Origin of the sequence: Streptomyces sp. NPDC088252 (assembly GCF_044740965.1) — a bacterium.
GTDB lineage: Bacteria > Actinomycetota > Actinomycetes > Streptomycetales > Streptomycetaceae > Streptomyces.
Window position 1 is genome coordinate 241,797 of the sequence record NZ_JBIURS010000009.1, and the last position, 15,625, is coordinate 257,421.

A 15,625-nucleotide genomic window follows, 5' to 3' on the forward strand; every position below is an offset into this window, starting at 1 on the left:
GATGAAGACAACCACCGCCTCCCAGCAGCCGACGGGGCGCCGCCCCTTCGCGCTCAGACACATGCCGCTCGTCACCGCCGTCGTCATCGGCGTGCTCTTCGCCCTCCCGCTCCTGTGGGTGCTCACCGGATCGCTCCGCCCCGGCGACAAGGTCCTGGCCGGACTCGACCGGCTCTCCTGGAGCAGCCTGATTCCGACCGATGCCACGCTGCACAACTATGTGACGCTCTTCCAGGGCGACTTCGGCCGCGCCGTGCTCAACTCCATCGGCGTGGCCGCCGCCACCGTCCTGCTCGGGCTGCTGCTCTCGGCGATGGCCGCGTTCGCGCTCTCGGTCTTCACCTTCCGAGGCCGCGGGCTCGTCTTCGCCGTGATCCTGCTCAGCTTCATGATCCCCTTCGACGCCATAGCGATCCCGCTCTCGGACGTCTTCCGCGACTGGGGTCTGCAGAACACCTATGCCGGACTCGTCCTGCCCGGCATCGGCAACGGCCTCGCGATCTTCCTGCTGCGCCAGTTCTTCCTCGCGATTCCGCGCGAACTCGTCGAGGCCGCCCGCATGGACGGGCTCGGCTGGTGGGGCATCCTCCTGCGGATCCACGTGCCCCTGTCGCGGCCCGCGCTGATCGGCGCCGGACTGACCCTGTTCACCTTCCAGTGGCAGTCCTACATGTGGCCGCTGCTCGTCGGCACCGAACCGGACAAGCAACTCGGCCCGATCGCACTCGGCACCCTCCAGGGCCAGATGGTCGTCGACTACGGCCAGGTGTTCGCCGCCGCCGTCGTCCTGACCGTCATCCCGCTCGTCGTCCTGCTGCGCCTGCAGCGGTATTTCACACAGTCGATCGCGGGCAGCGGCCTCAAGTGACCTCCGGCCGAACCGGCCGGCCGACGAAACCCATCCCCACGACCCGAGGAACACCATGACCCATCCCCTCGCCCACATCCTCCTGGACACCGACATCGGCAGCGACGTCGACGACGCACTCGCCCTCGGCGTGCTGCTCGGCTCGCCCGAGGCCCGCATCACCGGCATCACCACCGTCTACGGCGACACCCTGCTCCGGGCCCGGCTCGCACACCGGCTCGGCGCCCTCGCCGGCCACGACCTCACCGTCGTCCCCGGAGCCACCGAGACCCTCTCCGGCAAGGAGGTCTGGTGGGCCGGGCACGAGGGCAGGGCCTTCACCGACCTGGAGACCGAACCGGTACGCGACACCGTGGCCGCGGACCGTTTCCTCGTCGACTCCGTCCTCGCGCGGCCCGGCGCGACCGATGTCATCGCCATCGCCCCGCTGGGCAACATCGCCCGCGCGATCCGCCTCGACGACCGCTTCGCCGCAGGCGTACGCACCCTGTACATGATGGGCGGCAGCTTCGGGCCCGGGGCCAAGGCCGAGCACAACATCGTCAGCGACATCACGGCCGCCCGCATCGTGTTCGGCTCCGGCATCCGCACCGTCGTCACCGGCCTGGACATCACCACCCGGCTGCGCGTCGAACGGCCCGGTATCGAAGCGATCCGGGAAGCCGGCGCCTACGGTGCCGCACTCGCCCGCGAGATCGACGCCTGGACCGGCTTCACCGGCGAACCGTGGAGCGTCCCGCACGACCCGATCACGGTGCTCTCCCTGCTGCGTCCCGACCTCTACACCACCCGGCGCGGCACGGTCGAGGTCACCGACGAAGGGCTGACCGTCTTCACGGCCGACCCGGACGGAAACGTCGACCTCGTCGTGGACGCCGACATGGAGGCCGTCGCGGAGGAGATCGTCGCCCGCATCGTCCGGGCCTCCCGGCGCGACTGAGCACCAGCCGCCGGGCGCGGCGGGACCGGCAGCGATGCGGCCGTGGCCGGTTCGGCCGGTGCTCCCGGTGGTACGGCCCCCGGCCGTTCGCACCGCGCAGGACAGCGACCGGGCCGCCCGGGGCAACCGGTTCGCGCCCCCGCCGACGAGGACCTCGTCGGCGGGGGCGCACGGGCCCGACCGTCACGGCGGCGAGGTCACCGGGAGCGAGGGACCGGCCGACCGGTCGGCCGCCGGGACCGGTTCGGCGGGCGGGGCTCCGTACGGCACATCGAACGTGATCGCGCCTCAGCCGTGCCAGGACCGCCACAGCGCCGCGTAGGCGCCGTCCGCCGCCACCAGCTCGTCATGGCTGCCCAGTTCACTGATCCGGCCGCCCTCCACCACCGCGATCACATCCGCGTCGTGCGCGGTGTGCAGCCGGTGGGCGATCGCCACGACCGTACGACCGTCCAGCACCCGGGCCAGCGACCGCTCCAGGTGCCGGGCGGCCCGCGGGTCCAGCAGCGACGTCGCCTCGTCCAGTACCAAGGTGTGCGGATCGGCCAGTACCAGCCGGGCCAGTGCGATCTGCTGTGCCTGAGCGGGCGTCAGTGCCAGGCCGCCGGAGCCGACCTCGGAGTCCAATCCCTTCTCCAGCGTCTTCGCCCAGCCGTCCGCGTCGACCGCCGCGAGCGACGCCCACAGCTCGGCGTCCTCGGCACCGGCTCGGGCCAGCAGGAGGTTGTCCCGCAGCGAACCGACGAACACATGGTGCTCCTGATTGACCAGTGCCACATGCGTACGTACGTGCTCGGCCTTCATGTGCGACAACTCCGCACCGCCGAGCTTCACTTCACCGGTCCGTGGCGCGTAGATGCCGGCCAGCAGCCGGCCCAGCGTGGACTTGCCGGCCCCGGACGGGCCGACCAGCGCGAGGCGTGTACCCGGTGCCACGTCCAGCGACACGCGGTGCAGAACGTCGACCCCGGCGCGGTAGCCGAAGCGCACCTGGTCGGCCCGAACGTCCCGGCCGTCCGGGATCACCTCCGCGTCGCCCGCGTCCGGTTCGATGTCCCGCACGCCGACCAGCCGCGCCAGTGACACCTGAGCGACCTGCAACTCGTCGTACCAGCGCAGGATCAGGCCGATCGGATCGACCATCATCTGCGCCAGCAGCGCACCCGTCGTCAACTGCCCCACGGTCAGCCAGCCCTCGATGACGAACCAGCCGCCGAGCATCAGCACCGCACCGAGAATCGTCACATAGGTGGTGTTGATGACGGGGAAGAGAACGGAACGCAGGAACAGTGTGTACCGCTCCCAAGCCGTCCACTCCTTGATCCGCCGGTCCGACAGCATCACCCTGCGCGCACCCAGACGGTGCGCCTCCACGGTCCGCCCGGCGTCCACGGTCTCCGCGAGCATCGCCGCGACCGCCGCGTACCCCGCGGCCTCCGAACGGTACGCGGACGGCGCCCGTTCGAAGTACCAGCGGCAGCCGATGATCAGGACGGGCAGGGCGATCAGCACCGACAGGGCCAGCGGCGGAGCCGTCGCCGTCAGCGCGGCCAGCAGCAACCCCGCCCACACCACGCCGATCGCCAGTTGCGGCACGGCCTCGCGCATCGCGTTGGCCAGCCGGTCGATGTCCGTGGTGATCCTGGAGAGCAGATCCCCCGTCCCGGCCCGCTCAAGCACACCCGGTGGCAGACCCACCGACCGTACGAGGAAGTCCTCGCGCAGATCGGCCAGCATCTCCTCGCCGAGCATCGCGCTGCGCAGACGCATCATCCGGGTGAAGACGGTCTGCACGATCAGCGCGAGCGCGAACACTCCGGCGGTGCGCTCCAGATGGAGGTCGGTGACGCCGTCGGAGAGGTCCTCGACCAGTCCGCCCAGCAGATACGGGCCGACGATCGAGGCGATCACCGCGATGGCGTTGAACGTGACCAGCACGGCGAACGGCCTGCGATGGCGCCCCAGCAGATCCCGTACATAGCCTCGTACGGTCGCGGGAGTGCCGACCGGCAGGGTCGTCGCCGACTCCGGCGCGGCCGGGTCGTACGTCGGTTCTGCGACGCCGATCATGCCCGTTCCTCGATTTCCTCGATCGTCCTGAGCGTGCCCTGGGAGGCCAGGGCCGCGATCTCGTCGTCCGTCTCGCGCGTCACGACCGCCCGGTAGCGGGCGTCCGTGTGCAGCAGTTCACGGTGTGCGCCGACTGCGGCGACGACGCCCTCGTGCACCAGTACCACCCGGTCCGCCAGGTCGAGCAGCAGCGGCGACGAGGCGAAGGCGACCGTGGTACGCCCCTGGCGCAGTGCCTTGATTCCGGCGGCGACCCGGGCCTCCGTGTGCGAGTCGACGGCGGAGGTCGGCTCGTCGAGAATCAGCGCCTCCGGGTCGGTCACCAGCGAACGGGCCAGGGCGAGCCGCTGGCGCTGACCGCCCGAGAGCGAACGCCCGCGCTCGGTGATGCGTGTCGTCATCGGGCCGCCGTCCGTGGTCACGGACGCCTGCGCCAACGAGTCCAGCACATCACCGCACTGGGCGGCGGACAGCGCGTCCTCGGCGCTCACCCGGCCGGACGAGGGAACATCGAGCAGCTCACGCAGTGTGCCGGAGAGCAGGACCGGGTCCTTGTCCTGGACCAGCACCGCCGTCCGGGCGGAGGACAGCGGGAGTTCGTCCAGCGGCACTCCACCGAGGAGGACGGACGGGGGGTGCTGCGCCGCCGCCATGTCGTCCTCGGCGCCGTCCGTTCCGGCAGCCGGTCCGCTCCGCGTTCCGTCCTCCGTCGTGACCATGTCCGTGCCCCGGTCCGCTTCCGCCTGAGCGTGTCCGCCCAGCCGTTCGGCCAGCCGTCCCGCTTCGTCCGGATCGCCACAGACCACCGCGGTGAACAGACCGGCCGGGGCCATCAGCCCGGTGACCGGGTCGTACAGGTCGCCGACCGGGGTGGCGTCGAGGGTCGACGGCCGGTCCGTGCGGTGCAGCGAGAGCACCCGTACCGCACGCTTGGCGGAGGGGCGCGAGAAGGAGTACGCCATCGCGATCTCCTCGAAGTGGCGCAGCGGGAACAGCAACAGCGTCGCCGCGCTGTACACCGTGACCAGCTGACCGACCTGGATCCTGCCGTCGCGGGCCAGCGTCGCCCCGTACACGACCAGCGAGATGAGCAGCACGCCGGGCAGGAGCACCTGGATCGCGGAGATCAGTGACCACATCCGGGCACTGCGCACCGCGGCCTTGCGGACCTCCTGGGAAGCGCGTCGGTAGCGGCCGAGGAACAGCTCCTCACCGCCGATCCCGCGGAGCACCCGCAGCCCGGCGACGGTGTCCGAGGCCAACTCGGTCGCCTTGCCCGCCTTCTCCCGCTGGAGGTCGGCGCGCCGGGTGGCCCGGGGGAGCAGCGGCAGAACCGCCAGGGCCAGCAACGGCATGGCGAGTGTCACCAGGATGCCCAGCGACGGCAGATAGAGGATGAGCCCCACACAGATCAGCACCAGGGCGGCCGCGGCCGCGGCGAAGCGGGACAGCGCCTCGACGAACCAGCCGATCTTCTCGACGTCGCCGGTGGAGACCGCGACGACCTCGCCCGCGGCGACCCGGCGGGTCAACGCCGAGCCGAGTTCCGCGGTCTTGCGGGCCAGCAGTTGCTGAACACGCGCGGCGGCGGTGATCCAGTTGGTGATGGCGGTCCGGTGGAGCATGGTGTCGCCCAGTGCGATCAGCACACCCAGGACGGCGATCAGGCCGCCCGCCCACGCGAGCCGGCTGCCCGACCGGTCGACGACGGCCTGTACGGCGAAGCCGATGGCAGGTGGCAGTCCGGCCAGGGAACACTGGTGCAACAGGCCCCAGGACATGGCCTTGAACTGACCGCCGAGCTGGCTGCGGCCGAGCCAGAGCAGGAAGCGTGGCCCCGACCGGACGTCGGGATCGCCAGGATCCGAGTACGGAAGATCGCGAATGTGCATGACGTCCCATGTGTCGGTTTGTTCGTTGAATGACTCAAACCGTGCAAGGCTCTCTCCGGGACGTCCGTCGGAGCAATTGATTTTCTCCGTGAACGGCGTGAATCGCGCCATGGCCGTGAGACCGTCGGGATGTGGGCCCGGCTCGCTGGAGCCGGGCCCGCATCCCGTGGTGCCGGCCGGTCAGCCCTTCTCCGGATTCTCCGAATCCATGCCGGAGCGGGCCTTCTTCCACTCACCGCGCGTGAAGTCCGGGATCTGCTGAGGGGCGCCCTTCGCCTTGATGGACTGATGACTGAGCGGCACGGGCGACGTCCACGTCGCCGCGTCGTACACGTCGAAATCGGGAACGAGGCCGAGCCGCATGCACTGCATCAGCCGGAACACCAGCATGTAGTCCATGCCGCCGTGTCCGCCGGGCGGGTTGGCGTGCTCCTTCCACAGCCAGTGGTCCCACTGGGCGTACTTGGAGAAGTCGCCCCAGTTGTCGTCCGTGTGGTCGGGCTCGATGTAGATGCGGGCCGGGTAGTCCTCGAAGACCCCCTTCGTACCGCCGAGGCTGTTGATCCGCGAGTACGGATGCGGAGTGGACACGTCGTGCTCCAGACGGATGACCCGTCCCTTGGCGGTTTGGACGAGGCTGATCGTCCGGTCGCTCTCGATATAGGTCTCCTTCCAGCTCGGATCGCCGGCCGGCATGTTCTTCTCGCGGTACTCGGCGAGCCCCAGGGACGGTGAACCGACGCTGGTGATGCTCACCGCACGGTCGCCGCGGTTGAGGTCCATGTAGTTGGCGACCGGACCGAAGCCGTGGTTGGGGTAGAGATCGCCCCGCAACCTGGTGTGCCACAGCCTGCGCCAGGGACCTTCGTAGTACTTCGGGTCGAACATCAGGCCACGCAGATCGTGGTTGTACGCGCCCGCGCCGTGCAGCAGATCACCGAAGAGCCCGGCGTGCGCCATGCGGAGCACCCGCATCTCGTTCTGCCCGTAACAGCAGTTCTCCAGCTGCATGCAGTGGCGTCTGGTGCGTTCGGAGAGATCGACCAACTCCCAGAGCTGGTCGAGCCGGAGGGCGATCGGACACTCCACGCCGACATGCTTGCCGTTCAGCATGGCGGTCTTCGCCATCTCGAAGTGGAAGTCCCAGGGCGTCGCCACATAGACGAAGTCGATGTCCCCGCGCTTGCAGAGATTCTCGTAGTCGTCCTCGCCGTTGGTGTAGACGGCGGGTGCCGGCTGACCGGCGGCGGTCACCTTCGCCGCCGCCCTTTCGGCCTTGGCCCTGACCGGGTCGCAGACGGCGACGACCTGTACGCCGCTGACGGCGAGAAAGAGGTCGATCATGCTGCCGCCACGGTTGCCGAGGCCGACCATGCCGACCCGGACGGTGGACCGCCGGTCGAACGGCACTCCCACCATGGTGCGCCCCTGGCGTTTCGGAGCGGCCGCCTGTTCCGTGACAGCGGCTTCCGGGCCCCGACCGGGCGTGGCGGCGGCTGCGGTGCCGCTGCCGAGACCGCCGAGTCCGAGCCCGGCGCCGGCCACCGAGGCGGTCGTCCACAGGACCGAGCGGCGGCTCATCGAGCCTTCGTCGCCGTCCTGCGTACCGTCGTTCTGCTGTGCTGCGTCGTTCATCGATCCTCCAGAAGGGGGGTCTGACGTGCGCGGCTGGTGAATGAACCTCGCCAAGGACCTTGGTAGTCGAGGCTGTTGATGCGCAAGGGGAGTGATTGGACTCCTGCTCCGAAACCATGGACTTTCGTGCACACGCAAGCGCCGGGTGGGCTCGGAATCCGAGCCCACCCGGCGCTTGCGGACTTCGTCAGGCCCGGCGGCCGACCGTGGCCGAGCCGGTCGACCGGACGACCACGGTGATCACCGAACGACGGCCCCCGGCCGCGTGGCCCGCTCCAACTCCATCAGCACCGAGTAGTACGAGTGCCCGGTGGCCCGGTCCATGCCGATCTCGCACATGCGGTTGGCCGAGAGATACGCGTCGTACTCCCGCGTGTTGACCTCGGCCGACTCCTTCGCCGTCGCGGAGGCCGTCAGTTCCTTGTGCAGCATGCCCCGGTCACCCGCGAAGGCGCAGCACCCGGCGTCGTCGGGGATCACGACCTCCTCGGCGCAGGCCTCCGCGACCGTGCGCAGCTGCTCCACGTCGTTCAGATGCTGCATGGAACACGTCGGGTGCAGGACTGCCGAATCGATTTTGCGGAGAACTGTCAGCTTCGGAAGCAGTTCGTCGGCCGCCCAGACGAGGGAGTCGACGATGGTCAGCTCCCGGTGCAACTCGCGGTTGTCGTCGGTGAGATAGGGCACCACCTCATGCGCGATGCCCAGTGTGCACGACGAGGCGTCGACGACCAGCGGCAGCTTTCCACCCGCAGTCCAGCCCCAGGCCGCCTCCACGATGCGGTTGGCCATCACGGTGTTGCCCTCGTCGTAGCCCTTGGAGTGCCAGATCGTTGCGCAACAGGTCCCCGCGACGTCGTCCGGGATCCATACCGGCTTCCCGGCACGAGCGGAGACGGCGACGACGGCCTGCGGCAGCGACGGGCCACGATGGCCCTCGGGACCGCCGAAGATGCGGTTGACACACGCCGGGTAGTAGACGGCGCTCGCCCCGACGCGGGAGGTGCGGGGCAGCTTCCGCGCGGCGGCGCCGGGGATCTCGGGCAGCCACTCGGGCACGAGGTCCGGGCGTACGGCCTTACGGGCCAGTCCGGTGATGGTCTCCAGCGGCCCGTCGCCGATCCGGTCGCCGATCCGGTCGGCGGCGGCGACGGCGAGCCGTGCCGCCGCCTCGACCGCCTTGAAGTTCTTCGCCGTGAGTGCCGCGATCCGCTCCTCGCGCGGGGAGTGCCGCTGGTGACGGAAGTCCTTCATCATGGCACCGGTGTCGATGCCGACCGGACAGGCGAGCTTGCACGTCGAGTCGCCGGCACAGGTGTCGACGGCGTCGTAGCCGTAGGCGTCCAGCAGCCGCTCCTCCACCGGTGAACCGCCGGGCTGTCGCATCATCTCCCGGCGCAGCACGATGCGCTGTCGCGGTGAGGTGGTCAGGTCATGACTGGGGCAGGTGGGCTCGCAGAAGCCGCACTCGATGCAGGGGTCGGCGATCAGCTCGACCTCGGGGATGGTCTTCAGCCCCCGCAGATGGGCCTTCGGGTCGCGGTCCAGGACGATCCGCGGCGCCAGAACCCCGTCGGGGTCGATGATCTGCTTCGTGCGCCACATCAGCTCGGTGGCCTTCGGGCCCCACTCCAGCTCCAGGAAGGGGGCGATATTGCGGCCGGTGGCGTGCTCCGCCTTCAAGGAGCCGTCGAAGCGTTCCACCGTCAGCCGGCAGAAGTCGTCCATGAACGCGGCGTACCGATCGACGTCGGACGGCTTCGCCGCGTCGAAGGCGAGCAGGAAGTGGAGATTGCCGTGCGCCGCGTGACCGGCCACGGCGGCGTCGAAGCCGTGCTCCGCCTGGAGCGCGAGCAGGGCCTCGCAGGCGTCGGCCAGCCGGGAGGGCGGCACCGCGAAGTCCTCCGTGATCAGCGTCGTGCCCGAGGGACGGGAGCCGCCCACCGCGGTGACGAACGCCTTGCGGGCCTTCCAGTAGCCCGAGATGACCTTGGCGTCGCGGGTGAACCCATTGGTCACCGAGGCCACGGGGGCGACCAGGTCGAGCCCCTCGACCACGGCTGCCGCCGCCCGCTCGTACACCTCCTGCCCCGCCTCGTCGGGAGCACGGAACTCCACCAGCAGCGCCGCGGTCTCCTTGGGCAGCTCGGCCCAGTCCGCAGGCACACCCTGGACGCTCACCGACGCGCGGAGCGTGTTGCCGTCCATCAGCTCGACGGCGATCGCCCCCGCCTCGTTGAACCGGGGCACAGCGGCCGCCGCCGCGGTGAGGGAGGGGAAGAAGAGCAGAGCGGTGGAGACACGGCGGTCCAGGGGCAGGGTGTCGAACACGACCTCGGAGATGAAGCCGAAGGTGCCCTCGGAGCCGACCATCAGGCCACGCAGGATCTGCACGGGCGTCGAGCCGTCCAGGAAGGCGTCGAGCCGGTAGCCGTTGGTGTTCTTGATCTCGTACTTGGCGCGGATCCGGGCGGTGAGCCCGGCGTCGCCCTCGATCTCCGCCTTCAGCGCCAGCAGTTCCTCGCACAGCTGCGGTTCGGCACGGGCCAGGTCCTCGTCCGCCGCGGGGTCAGCCGTGTCGACGACCGTGCCGCTCGGCAGCACGAAGGTCAGGGAGGAGACGGTTCGGTATGAATTGCGGGTCGTTCCCGCGGTCATTCCGGAGGCGTTGTTGGCGACGACTCCGCCGATCGTGCAGGCGATCGCGCTGGCCGGGTCGGGCCCCAGCAGCCGTCCGTGCCGGGCGAGGGCGGCGTTGGCCCGCAGGACCGTCGTCCCCGGCCGGATGCGGGCCCGCGCGCCGTCGTCCAGCACCTCGATTCCCGCCCAGTGGTGGCGCACGTCGACGAGGATGTCCTCACCCTGGGCCTGGCCGTTCAGACTGGTGCCGGCCGCCCGGAAGACGACCTCGCGTCCCTTGCCGTGCGCGTACGACAGGATCGCCGAGATGTCGTCGATGTCCTCCGGGACCACGACGACCTGGGGGACGAACCGGTAGGGGCTGGCGTCGGAGGCGTACTTCACCAGGTCGGAGACCTTCCACAGCACCTTCTCCGGCCCCAGCAGGTCGATCAGCTCGCCGCGCAGCGGTTCCGGCGTACCCGGAGCCTGTCGGTCGGGGACCCGGTCCGGGGACGGAGTACGCACCGCACCGGGGCGGAGTGCTTCCGGCTTCGGCTCCAGCAGTGGCATGTCGGGCTCTCCTCGGCTGTTCTGTTCGGTTCGGTACAGCGGCGGCACGCGCTACACCCCTCGGGTGCGCGCGGGCGCGCGGTTCAGCAGCGGCGCTGCGGCATCCCGTCGACCAGGGCGGACAACAGCCCGCCGAGCACCTCGCGCTGATCGGCGGTCAATGGAGCCAGGATCTCCTCTGCGGCGGCCCGGCGCGCGTCGCGCAGCGACCGGAGCGTGGCGAGGCCCTCCTCGGTGATCTCGATCCGGACCACCCGGCGGCTGTCCGGATCGGGGGCGCGACGGACCCGTCCGCTCGCCTCCAGGCCGTCGACCAGGCTGGTCACGGCGCGCGGGACGACATCCAGGCGCTGCGCGAGATCCGCCATCCGGGGCGGACCGTCGTAGTGGGCGACGGTGCGCAGCAGTCGGAACTGCGCGGGAGTGATACCGATCGGCTCCAGCTGGCGGCTCTGAATCCGCTGGAGCCTGCGGGTCACCCGCAGCAGCTGTTCGGCGAGCACGCCGTCGGCGTCGGAGGAGTCCATGGAGGAACAATATCAGGATCTTGTGCATTGTGAGTATAGGTAACAATGAGCTATGCTCTCAAAATCCGAGTGCCGGATCCGCGTCGTGGCATCCGATCACCCGGCATCGAGGCCGCGCTGTCGAGCCCGACGAAGGAGCCCATGAAACCCGACGAAATCACCTGGACACCACCGCCCCGGGACGAGCGCCGCCCGCCCGCCGAGCTGCGCCGCATCCTGCTTCTCTTCCATCCCTACCGAGGCCGGCTCGCCCTGGTCGGACTGCTCGTCGGCGCCTCGTCGCTGGTGTCGGTCGCCTCGCCGTTCCTGCTGCGCGAGATCCTGGACACCGCCATCCCGCAGGGGCGTACGGGACTGCTGTCGCTGCTCGCCCTCGGCATGATCCTCACCGCCGTGATGAACAGCGTCTTCGGCGTCCTGCAGACCCTGATCTCCACCACGGTCGGCCAGCGCGTCATGCATGATCTGCGCACCGCGGTCTACGCCCAGCTGCAGCGGATGCCGCTCGCCTTCTTCACCAGGACCCGCACCGGTGAGGTGCAGTCCCGCATCGCCAATGACATCGGCGGCATGCAGGCGACCGTCACGTCGACGGCGACGTCGCTGGTCTCCAATCTCACCGCGGTCGTCGCCACGGTCGTCGCCATGCTGGCGCTCGACTGGCGGCTCACCCTGGTCTCGTTGCTCCTGCTGCTGGTCTTCGTCTGGATCAGCCGCCGGGTCGGCCGCGAACGCAAGAAGATCACCACTCGCCGTCAGAAGCAGATGGCCGCCATGGCGGCCACGGTCACCGAGTCGCTCTCCGTCAGCGGCATCCTGCTCGGCCGGACGATGGGCCGGGCGGATTCCCTCACCAAGGGCTTCGCCGAGGAGTCCGAGAAGCTGGTCGACCTCGAAGTGCGCTCCAGCATGGCCGGGCGGTGGCGGATGTCGACGATCGGCATCGTCATGGCCGCCATGCCCGCCGTCATCTACTGGGCGGCGGGACTCGCCCTGCAGTCCGGTGGTCCCGCCGTCTCCATCGGCACGCTCGTCGCCTTCGTCTCGCTCCAGCAGGGCCTCTTCCGCCCCGCCGTGAGCCTGCTCTCCACCGGGGTGGAGATGCAGACGTCCCTCGCGCTCTTCCAGCGGATCTTCGAGTACCTCGACCTCGATGTGGACATCACCGAGCCGGAGAACCCCGTCCGGTTGGAAGAGATCCGCGGTGAGATCCGCTTCGAGGACGTCGACTTCAGCTACGACGAGAAGAGCGGCCCGACGCTCAGCGGCATCGATGTGACCGTGCCGGCCGGCGGCAGCCTGGCGGTCGTCGGGCCCACCGGTTCCGGAAAGTCCACGCTCAGCTACCTGGTTCCCAGGCTCTACGACGTCACCGGCGGCCGGGTCACGCTCGACGGGGTCGACGTGCGCGACCTCGACTTCGACACCTTGGCACGAGCCGTGGGCGTGGTCTCCCAGGAGACCTACCTCTTCCACGCCTCGGTCGCCGACAACCTGCGCTTCGCCAAACCCGATGCGACCGACGCCGAGATCGAGGCGGCCGCCCGTGCGGCGCAGATCCACGACCACATCGCCTCACTGCCCGACGGCTACGACACCCTGGTCGGTGAACGCGGCTACCGCTTCTCCGGCGGTGAGAAGCAGCGTCTCGCCATCGCCCGTACGATCCTGCGCGACCCTCCCGTCCTGGTGCTCGACGAGGCGACGAGCGCCCTCGACACCCGAACGGAGTTCGCCGTGCAGGAGGCGATCGACGCCCTCTCCGCGGGGCGCACCACCATCACCATCGCGCACAGGCTCTCCACCGTCCGCGACGCCGAACAGATCATCGTGCTGGACGGCGGCCGTACGGCGGAGCGGGGCAGCCACGACGAACTCCTTCACCGGGACGGCCGCTACGCCGCCCTGGTGCGGCGGGACACCCAACTGGCTCCCGCGGCAAGCTGATCGGCGGGCCCAGACGCACCCCGGCCGAGGCCTGAACACGCGGCGACGCCGCCGCTCCCGTGGGACAGGGAGCGACGGCGTCGTGCGGAGCAATGGTCAGACGAGCCAACCCACGAAGTGGACGATGCCGGCGAGCAGGTTGGTGATGAGGTTCATCCGGTGTTTCTCCTTGTACGTGGTGCAATCTGTGGGACAGCGCAGTCGCGGTCTGCAGCCCGTTGCTTGCGCCCCGTAATCATCATCTTTCGCGGGGGAGTTGAGCAACGAATAGCGAAACGATCACGCGTTCCAGCGAACATCCGATCCCTTGTTCGTGTGTTCTGTCGCGGGTGGCAGGGGCCGTGTCGACCGGTTCTGGATTCCGGGCGGCGGGATAGCGTGCCCGCATGGTGAACGAGTCCCCGGACAGCCCGCCGCACCACACGCACCCTGCCCCGCGCCGCGGGCGCCTGGCGCTGTTCATCGTCCTCGTCCTCGTTCTCGTCGTGGCGGCAGCGATCCTCGTACCGTTGCTGACACGGGGGCCAAGGTCGAGCGGGCGCGCCCCCTCGTGATCCCCGAAGGCCGGCGGGCGTCCCAGGTGTACGCCGCGGTCGACCGGGCCCTGTCCGTCGCGTCCGGCACCACGGAGAAGGCCGCCGCGGCGGCGGATCTGCCGCTGCCGGCCGAGGCGAACGGCAACCCCGAGGGCTACCTCTTCCCGGCGACCTACCCCGTCACCTCCCGCACCACCCCGCAAGGACTGCTCAGGTACATGGTCGACACGGCGGTCGAGCGATTCGGCGCGGACCACATCACCACGGGTGCGCGACGCAATGGGGTCTCCGTCTACCAGACGGTGACGATCGCCAGCATCGTGCAGGCCGAAGCGGCCACCGACCACGACATGGGCAAGGTCGCCAGAGTCATCTGCAACCGGCTCGACCGGGGCATGCCGCTCCAGATGGACTCCACGCTCAACTACGCCCTGAACCGCAGCTCCCTGGACACCACCACCGGCGACACGAAGATCGACAGCCCGTACAACGGCTATGAGCGCAGGGGGCTGCCGCCCACACCCATCGGGAATCCGGGGGAGCAGGCGACGACGGCGGCGATCACCCCCACACCCGGACCGTGGCTGTACTTCGTCACGGTCGCGCCGGGGGACACGCGCTTCACCAGCAGCTACGCGGAACAGCAGAGGAACGTGGCGGAGTTCAACCGCAACCGCCGCAGCGCGTCCAGCGGCTGAGCTCCGGAGGACCTGAGGGCCGAGCAACTCGGTACCTGGGCACCCGGGCCGTCGATACCCGCCGCTGTCGCCCACGTCCGGTCGGCACCCGTGCTGTCACGTCGGCGCGGTCGGCACCCGTGCCGTCACACCACGGCGGGGGCGAACTCTTCGTCCGTCCCTCTCCCTGTGCCCCTCCCCGCCTCCGGCTCGTCCAGCAGCCGTGTGATCGCACGCACCGCTGCCCGCCCGGCCCGGTTGGCGCCGATCGTGCTGGCGGACGGCCCGTACCCGACGAGGTGGATCCGTCCGTCCCGCACCGCCCGCGTGCCCTCGACCCGGATGCCGCCGCCCGGCTCCCTCAGCTTCAACGGCGCGAGATGATCGATGGCCGCCCGGAACCCGGTCGCCCAGACGATGACATCGGCCTCGACCGTACGGCCGTCGTCCCAGGCGACCCCGGTCGGCGTGATCCGGTCGAACATCGGCAACCGGTCGAGGACACCCTTTTCGCGGGCGCGCCGGATTGCGTCGGTGAGCGGCAGCCCGGTCGCGCTCACCACACTCCGCGGCGGCAGCCCGCGCCGTACTCGCTCCTCCACCATGGTCACGGCGGCCCGCCCCTGGTCCGCGTCGAACGGCCCGTCCCGGAAGACCGGCGGCCGACGGGTCACCCAGTACGTCTCCGCCGCCACCTCGGCGATCTCCATCAGATGCTGCGTACCGGAGGCTCCGCCACCGACCACCACCACGCGCTGCCCCGCGAACTCGTCGGGCCCCGGGTAGTTCGCGGTGTGCAGCTGCCGCCCCCGGAAGGTCCCCTGGCCCGGGTAGCGCGGCCAGAACGGCCGGTCCCAGGTGCCGGTGGCGTTGATGAGGGCGCGGGTGGCATACGTACCCTCGGACGTCTCGACGAGCAGCCGCCCGCCCCCGCCCTCACGCACCGCGCTCACCTCGACCGGCCGGTGAACCCGCAGGTCGAAGGTGCGCTCATAGGTGTCGAAGTACTCGCCGATCACTTCGGACGAGGGCCGGCCGTCATCGGCTCCGGTGAGCTCCATGCCGGGCAGGGCGTGCATGCCATGGACCTTGCCGTACGTCAGTGAGGGCCAGCGGAACTGCCAGGCCCCGCCGGGGCGCGGGGCGTGATCGAGCACGACGAAGTCGCGGTCGGGTTCCAGGCCGACACGTCGCAGGTGGTAGGCGCCGGACAATCCTGCCTGCCCGGCGCCCACTACGACGACATCGACCGTCCGTGCTGAAGCCGCCCCGAAGTTGTTCACGCTTCTACCAACTTGTCCGGGGGTGCGGATCTTCCCGGGAGCGGCCACGATTCCAGCT

At 70.0% G+C, this 15,625-nt stretch carries 9 protein-coding genes and 1 pseudogene; 4 read left to right on the forward strand and 6 right to left on the reverse strand.

The features are described from left to right. Window position 1 precedes the first annotated feature (1 nt). Both ACIOHC_RS20760 and ACIOHC_RS20765 read left to right on the forward strand, forming a co-directional pair. Window positions 2-868, forward strand: coding sequence for a carbohydrate ABC transporter permease (locus ACIOHC_RS20760; protein WP_351084770.1), 867 nt, complete (start codon window positions 2-4; stop codon window positions 866-868). Between the two features lie 55 nt (window positions 869-923). Beyond that, window positions 924-1,808 carry a nucleoside hydrolase gene (locus ACIOHC_RS20765; RefSeq protein WP_365694094.1) on the forward strand — a complete coding sequence of 295 codons (885 nt, stop codon included), beginning with the start codon at window positions 924-926 and terminating at the stop codon, window positions 1,806-1,808. A gap of 288 nt (window positions 1,809-2,096) precedes the next feature. Here ACIOHC_RS20765 and ACIOHC_RS20770 read toward each other — a convergent pair whose 3' ends face one another. The 5 genes from ACIOHC_RS20770 to ACIOHC_RS20790 all read right to left on the reverse strand — a co-directional run bounded on the left by ACIOHC_RS20770 (window position 2,097) and on the right by ACIOHC_RS20790 (window position 11,124). Continuing rightward, window positions 2,097-3,878, reverse strand: a complete 1,782-nt coding sequence (locus tag ACIOHC_RS20770; RefSeq protein ID WP_351084766.1) for an ABC transporter ATP-binding protein — start codon at window positions 3,876-3,878, stop codon at window positions 2,097-2,099. Beyond that, window positions 3,875-5,770: an ABC transporter ATP-binding protein gene (locus tag ACIOHC_RS20775; RefSeq protein WP_365692386.1), complete on the reverse strand. Its 1,896-nt coding sequence runs from the start codon at window positions 5,768-5,770 to the stop codon at window positions 3,875-3,877. The genes ACIOHC_RS20770 and ACIOHC_RS20775 overlap by 4 nt, the downstream gene beginning before the upstream one ends. A 180-nt stretch (window positions 5,771-5,950) precedes the next feature. Continuing rightward, window positions 5,951-7,405 (reverse strand): Gfo/Idh/MocA family protein, encoded by a 1,455-nt coding sequence (locus tag ACIOHC_RS20780; RefSeq protein ID WP_401843427.1) that lies wholly within the window; start codon window positions 7,403-7,405, stop codon window positions 5,951-5,953. A 240-nt stretch (window positions 7,406-7,645) separates the two neighbouring features. After that, window positions 7,646-10,597 (reverse strand): FAD-binding and (Fe-S)-binding domain-containing protein, encoded by a 2,952-nt coding sequence (locus ACIOHC_RS20785; protein ID WP_401843429.1) that lies wholly within the window; start codon window positions 10,595-10,597, stop codon window positions 7,646-7,648. An 83-nt stretch (window positions 10,598-10,680) separates the two neighbouring features. Further along, window positions 10,681-11,124 carry a MarR family winged helix-turn-helix transcriptional regulator gene (locus ACIOHC_RS20790; RefSeq protein WP_401843431.1) on the reverse strand — a complete coding sequence of 148 codons (444 nt, stop codon included), beginning with the start codon at window positions 11,122-11,124 and terminating at the stop codon, window positions 10,681-10,683. 141 nt (window positions 11,125-11,265) lie between these two features. Between ACIOHC_RS20790 and ACIOHC_RS20795 the strand changes: the two genes are divergently transcribed. Beyond that, window positions 11,266-13,071, forward strand: coding sequence for an ABC transporter ATP-binding protein (locus ACIOHC_RS20795; RefSeq protein WP_401843432.1), 1,806 nt, complete (start codon window positions 11,266-11,268; stop codon window positions 13,069-13,071). Between the two features lie 386 nt (window positions 13,072-13,457). Beyond that, window positions 13,458-14,305 (forward strand): annotated as a pseudogene (mltG, locus tag ACIOHC_RS20800) (endolytic transglycosylase MltG). A gap of 125 nt (window positions 14,306-14,430) precedes the next feature. On the opposite strand, the gene ACIOHC_RS20805 reads toward mltG, so the two are convergent. Then, window positions 14,431-15,567 carry an NAD(P)-binding domain-containing protein gene (locus ACIOHC_RS20805; protein WP_389637454.1) on the reverse strand — a complete coding sequence of 379 codons (1,137 nt, stop codon included), beginning with the start codon at window positions 15,565-15,567 and terminating at the stop codon, window positions 14,431-14,433. Window positions 15,568-15,625: the final 58 nt, after the last annotated feature.

What these genes read in the sequence shown, in the direction of transcription:
- ACIOHC_RS20765 (WP_365694094.1), top strand. Translation starts at nt 924, where the DNA reads ATGACCCATCCCCTCGCCCACATCCTCCTGGACACCGACATCGGCAGC.
- ACIOHC_RS20760 (WP_351084770.1), top strand. Translation starts at nt 2, where the DNA reads ATGAAGACAACCACCGCCTCCCAGCAGCCGACGGGGCGCCGCCCCTTC.
- ACIOHC_RS20790 (WP_401843431.1), bottom strand. Translation starts at nt 11,124, where the DNA reads ATGGACTCCTCCGACGCCGACGGCGTGCTCGCCGAACAGCTGCTGCGG.
- ACIOHC_RS20785 (WP_401843429.1), bottom strand. Translation starts at nt 10,597, where the DNA reads ATGCCACTGCTGGAGCCGAAGCCGGAAGCACTCCGCCCCGGTGCGGTG.
- ACIOHC_RS20780 (WP_401843427.1), bottom strand. Translation starts at nt 7,405, where the DNA reads ATGAACGACGCAGCACAGCAGAACGACGGTACGCAGGACGGCGACGAA.
- ACIOHC_RS20775 (WP_365692386.1), bottom strand. Translation starts at nt 5,770, where the DNA reads ATGCACATTCGCGATCTTCCGTACTCGGATCCTGGCGATCCCGACGTC.
- ACIOHC_RS20795 (WP_401843432.1), top strand. Translation starts at nt 11,266, where the DNA reads ATGAAACCCGACGAAATCACCTGGACACCACCGCCCCGGGACGAGCGC.
- ACIOHC_RS20770 (WP_351084766.1), bottom strand. Translation starts at nt 3,878, where the DNA reads ATGATCGGCGTCGCAGAACCGACGTACGACCCGGCCGCGCCGGAGTCG.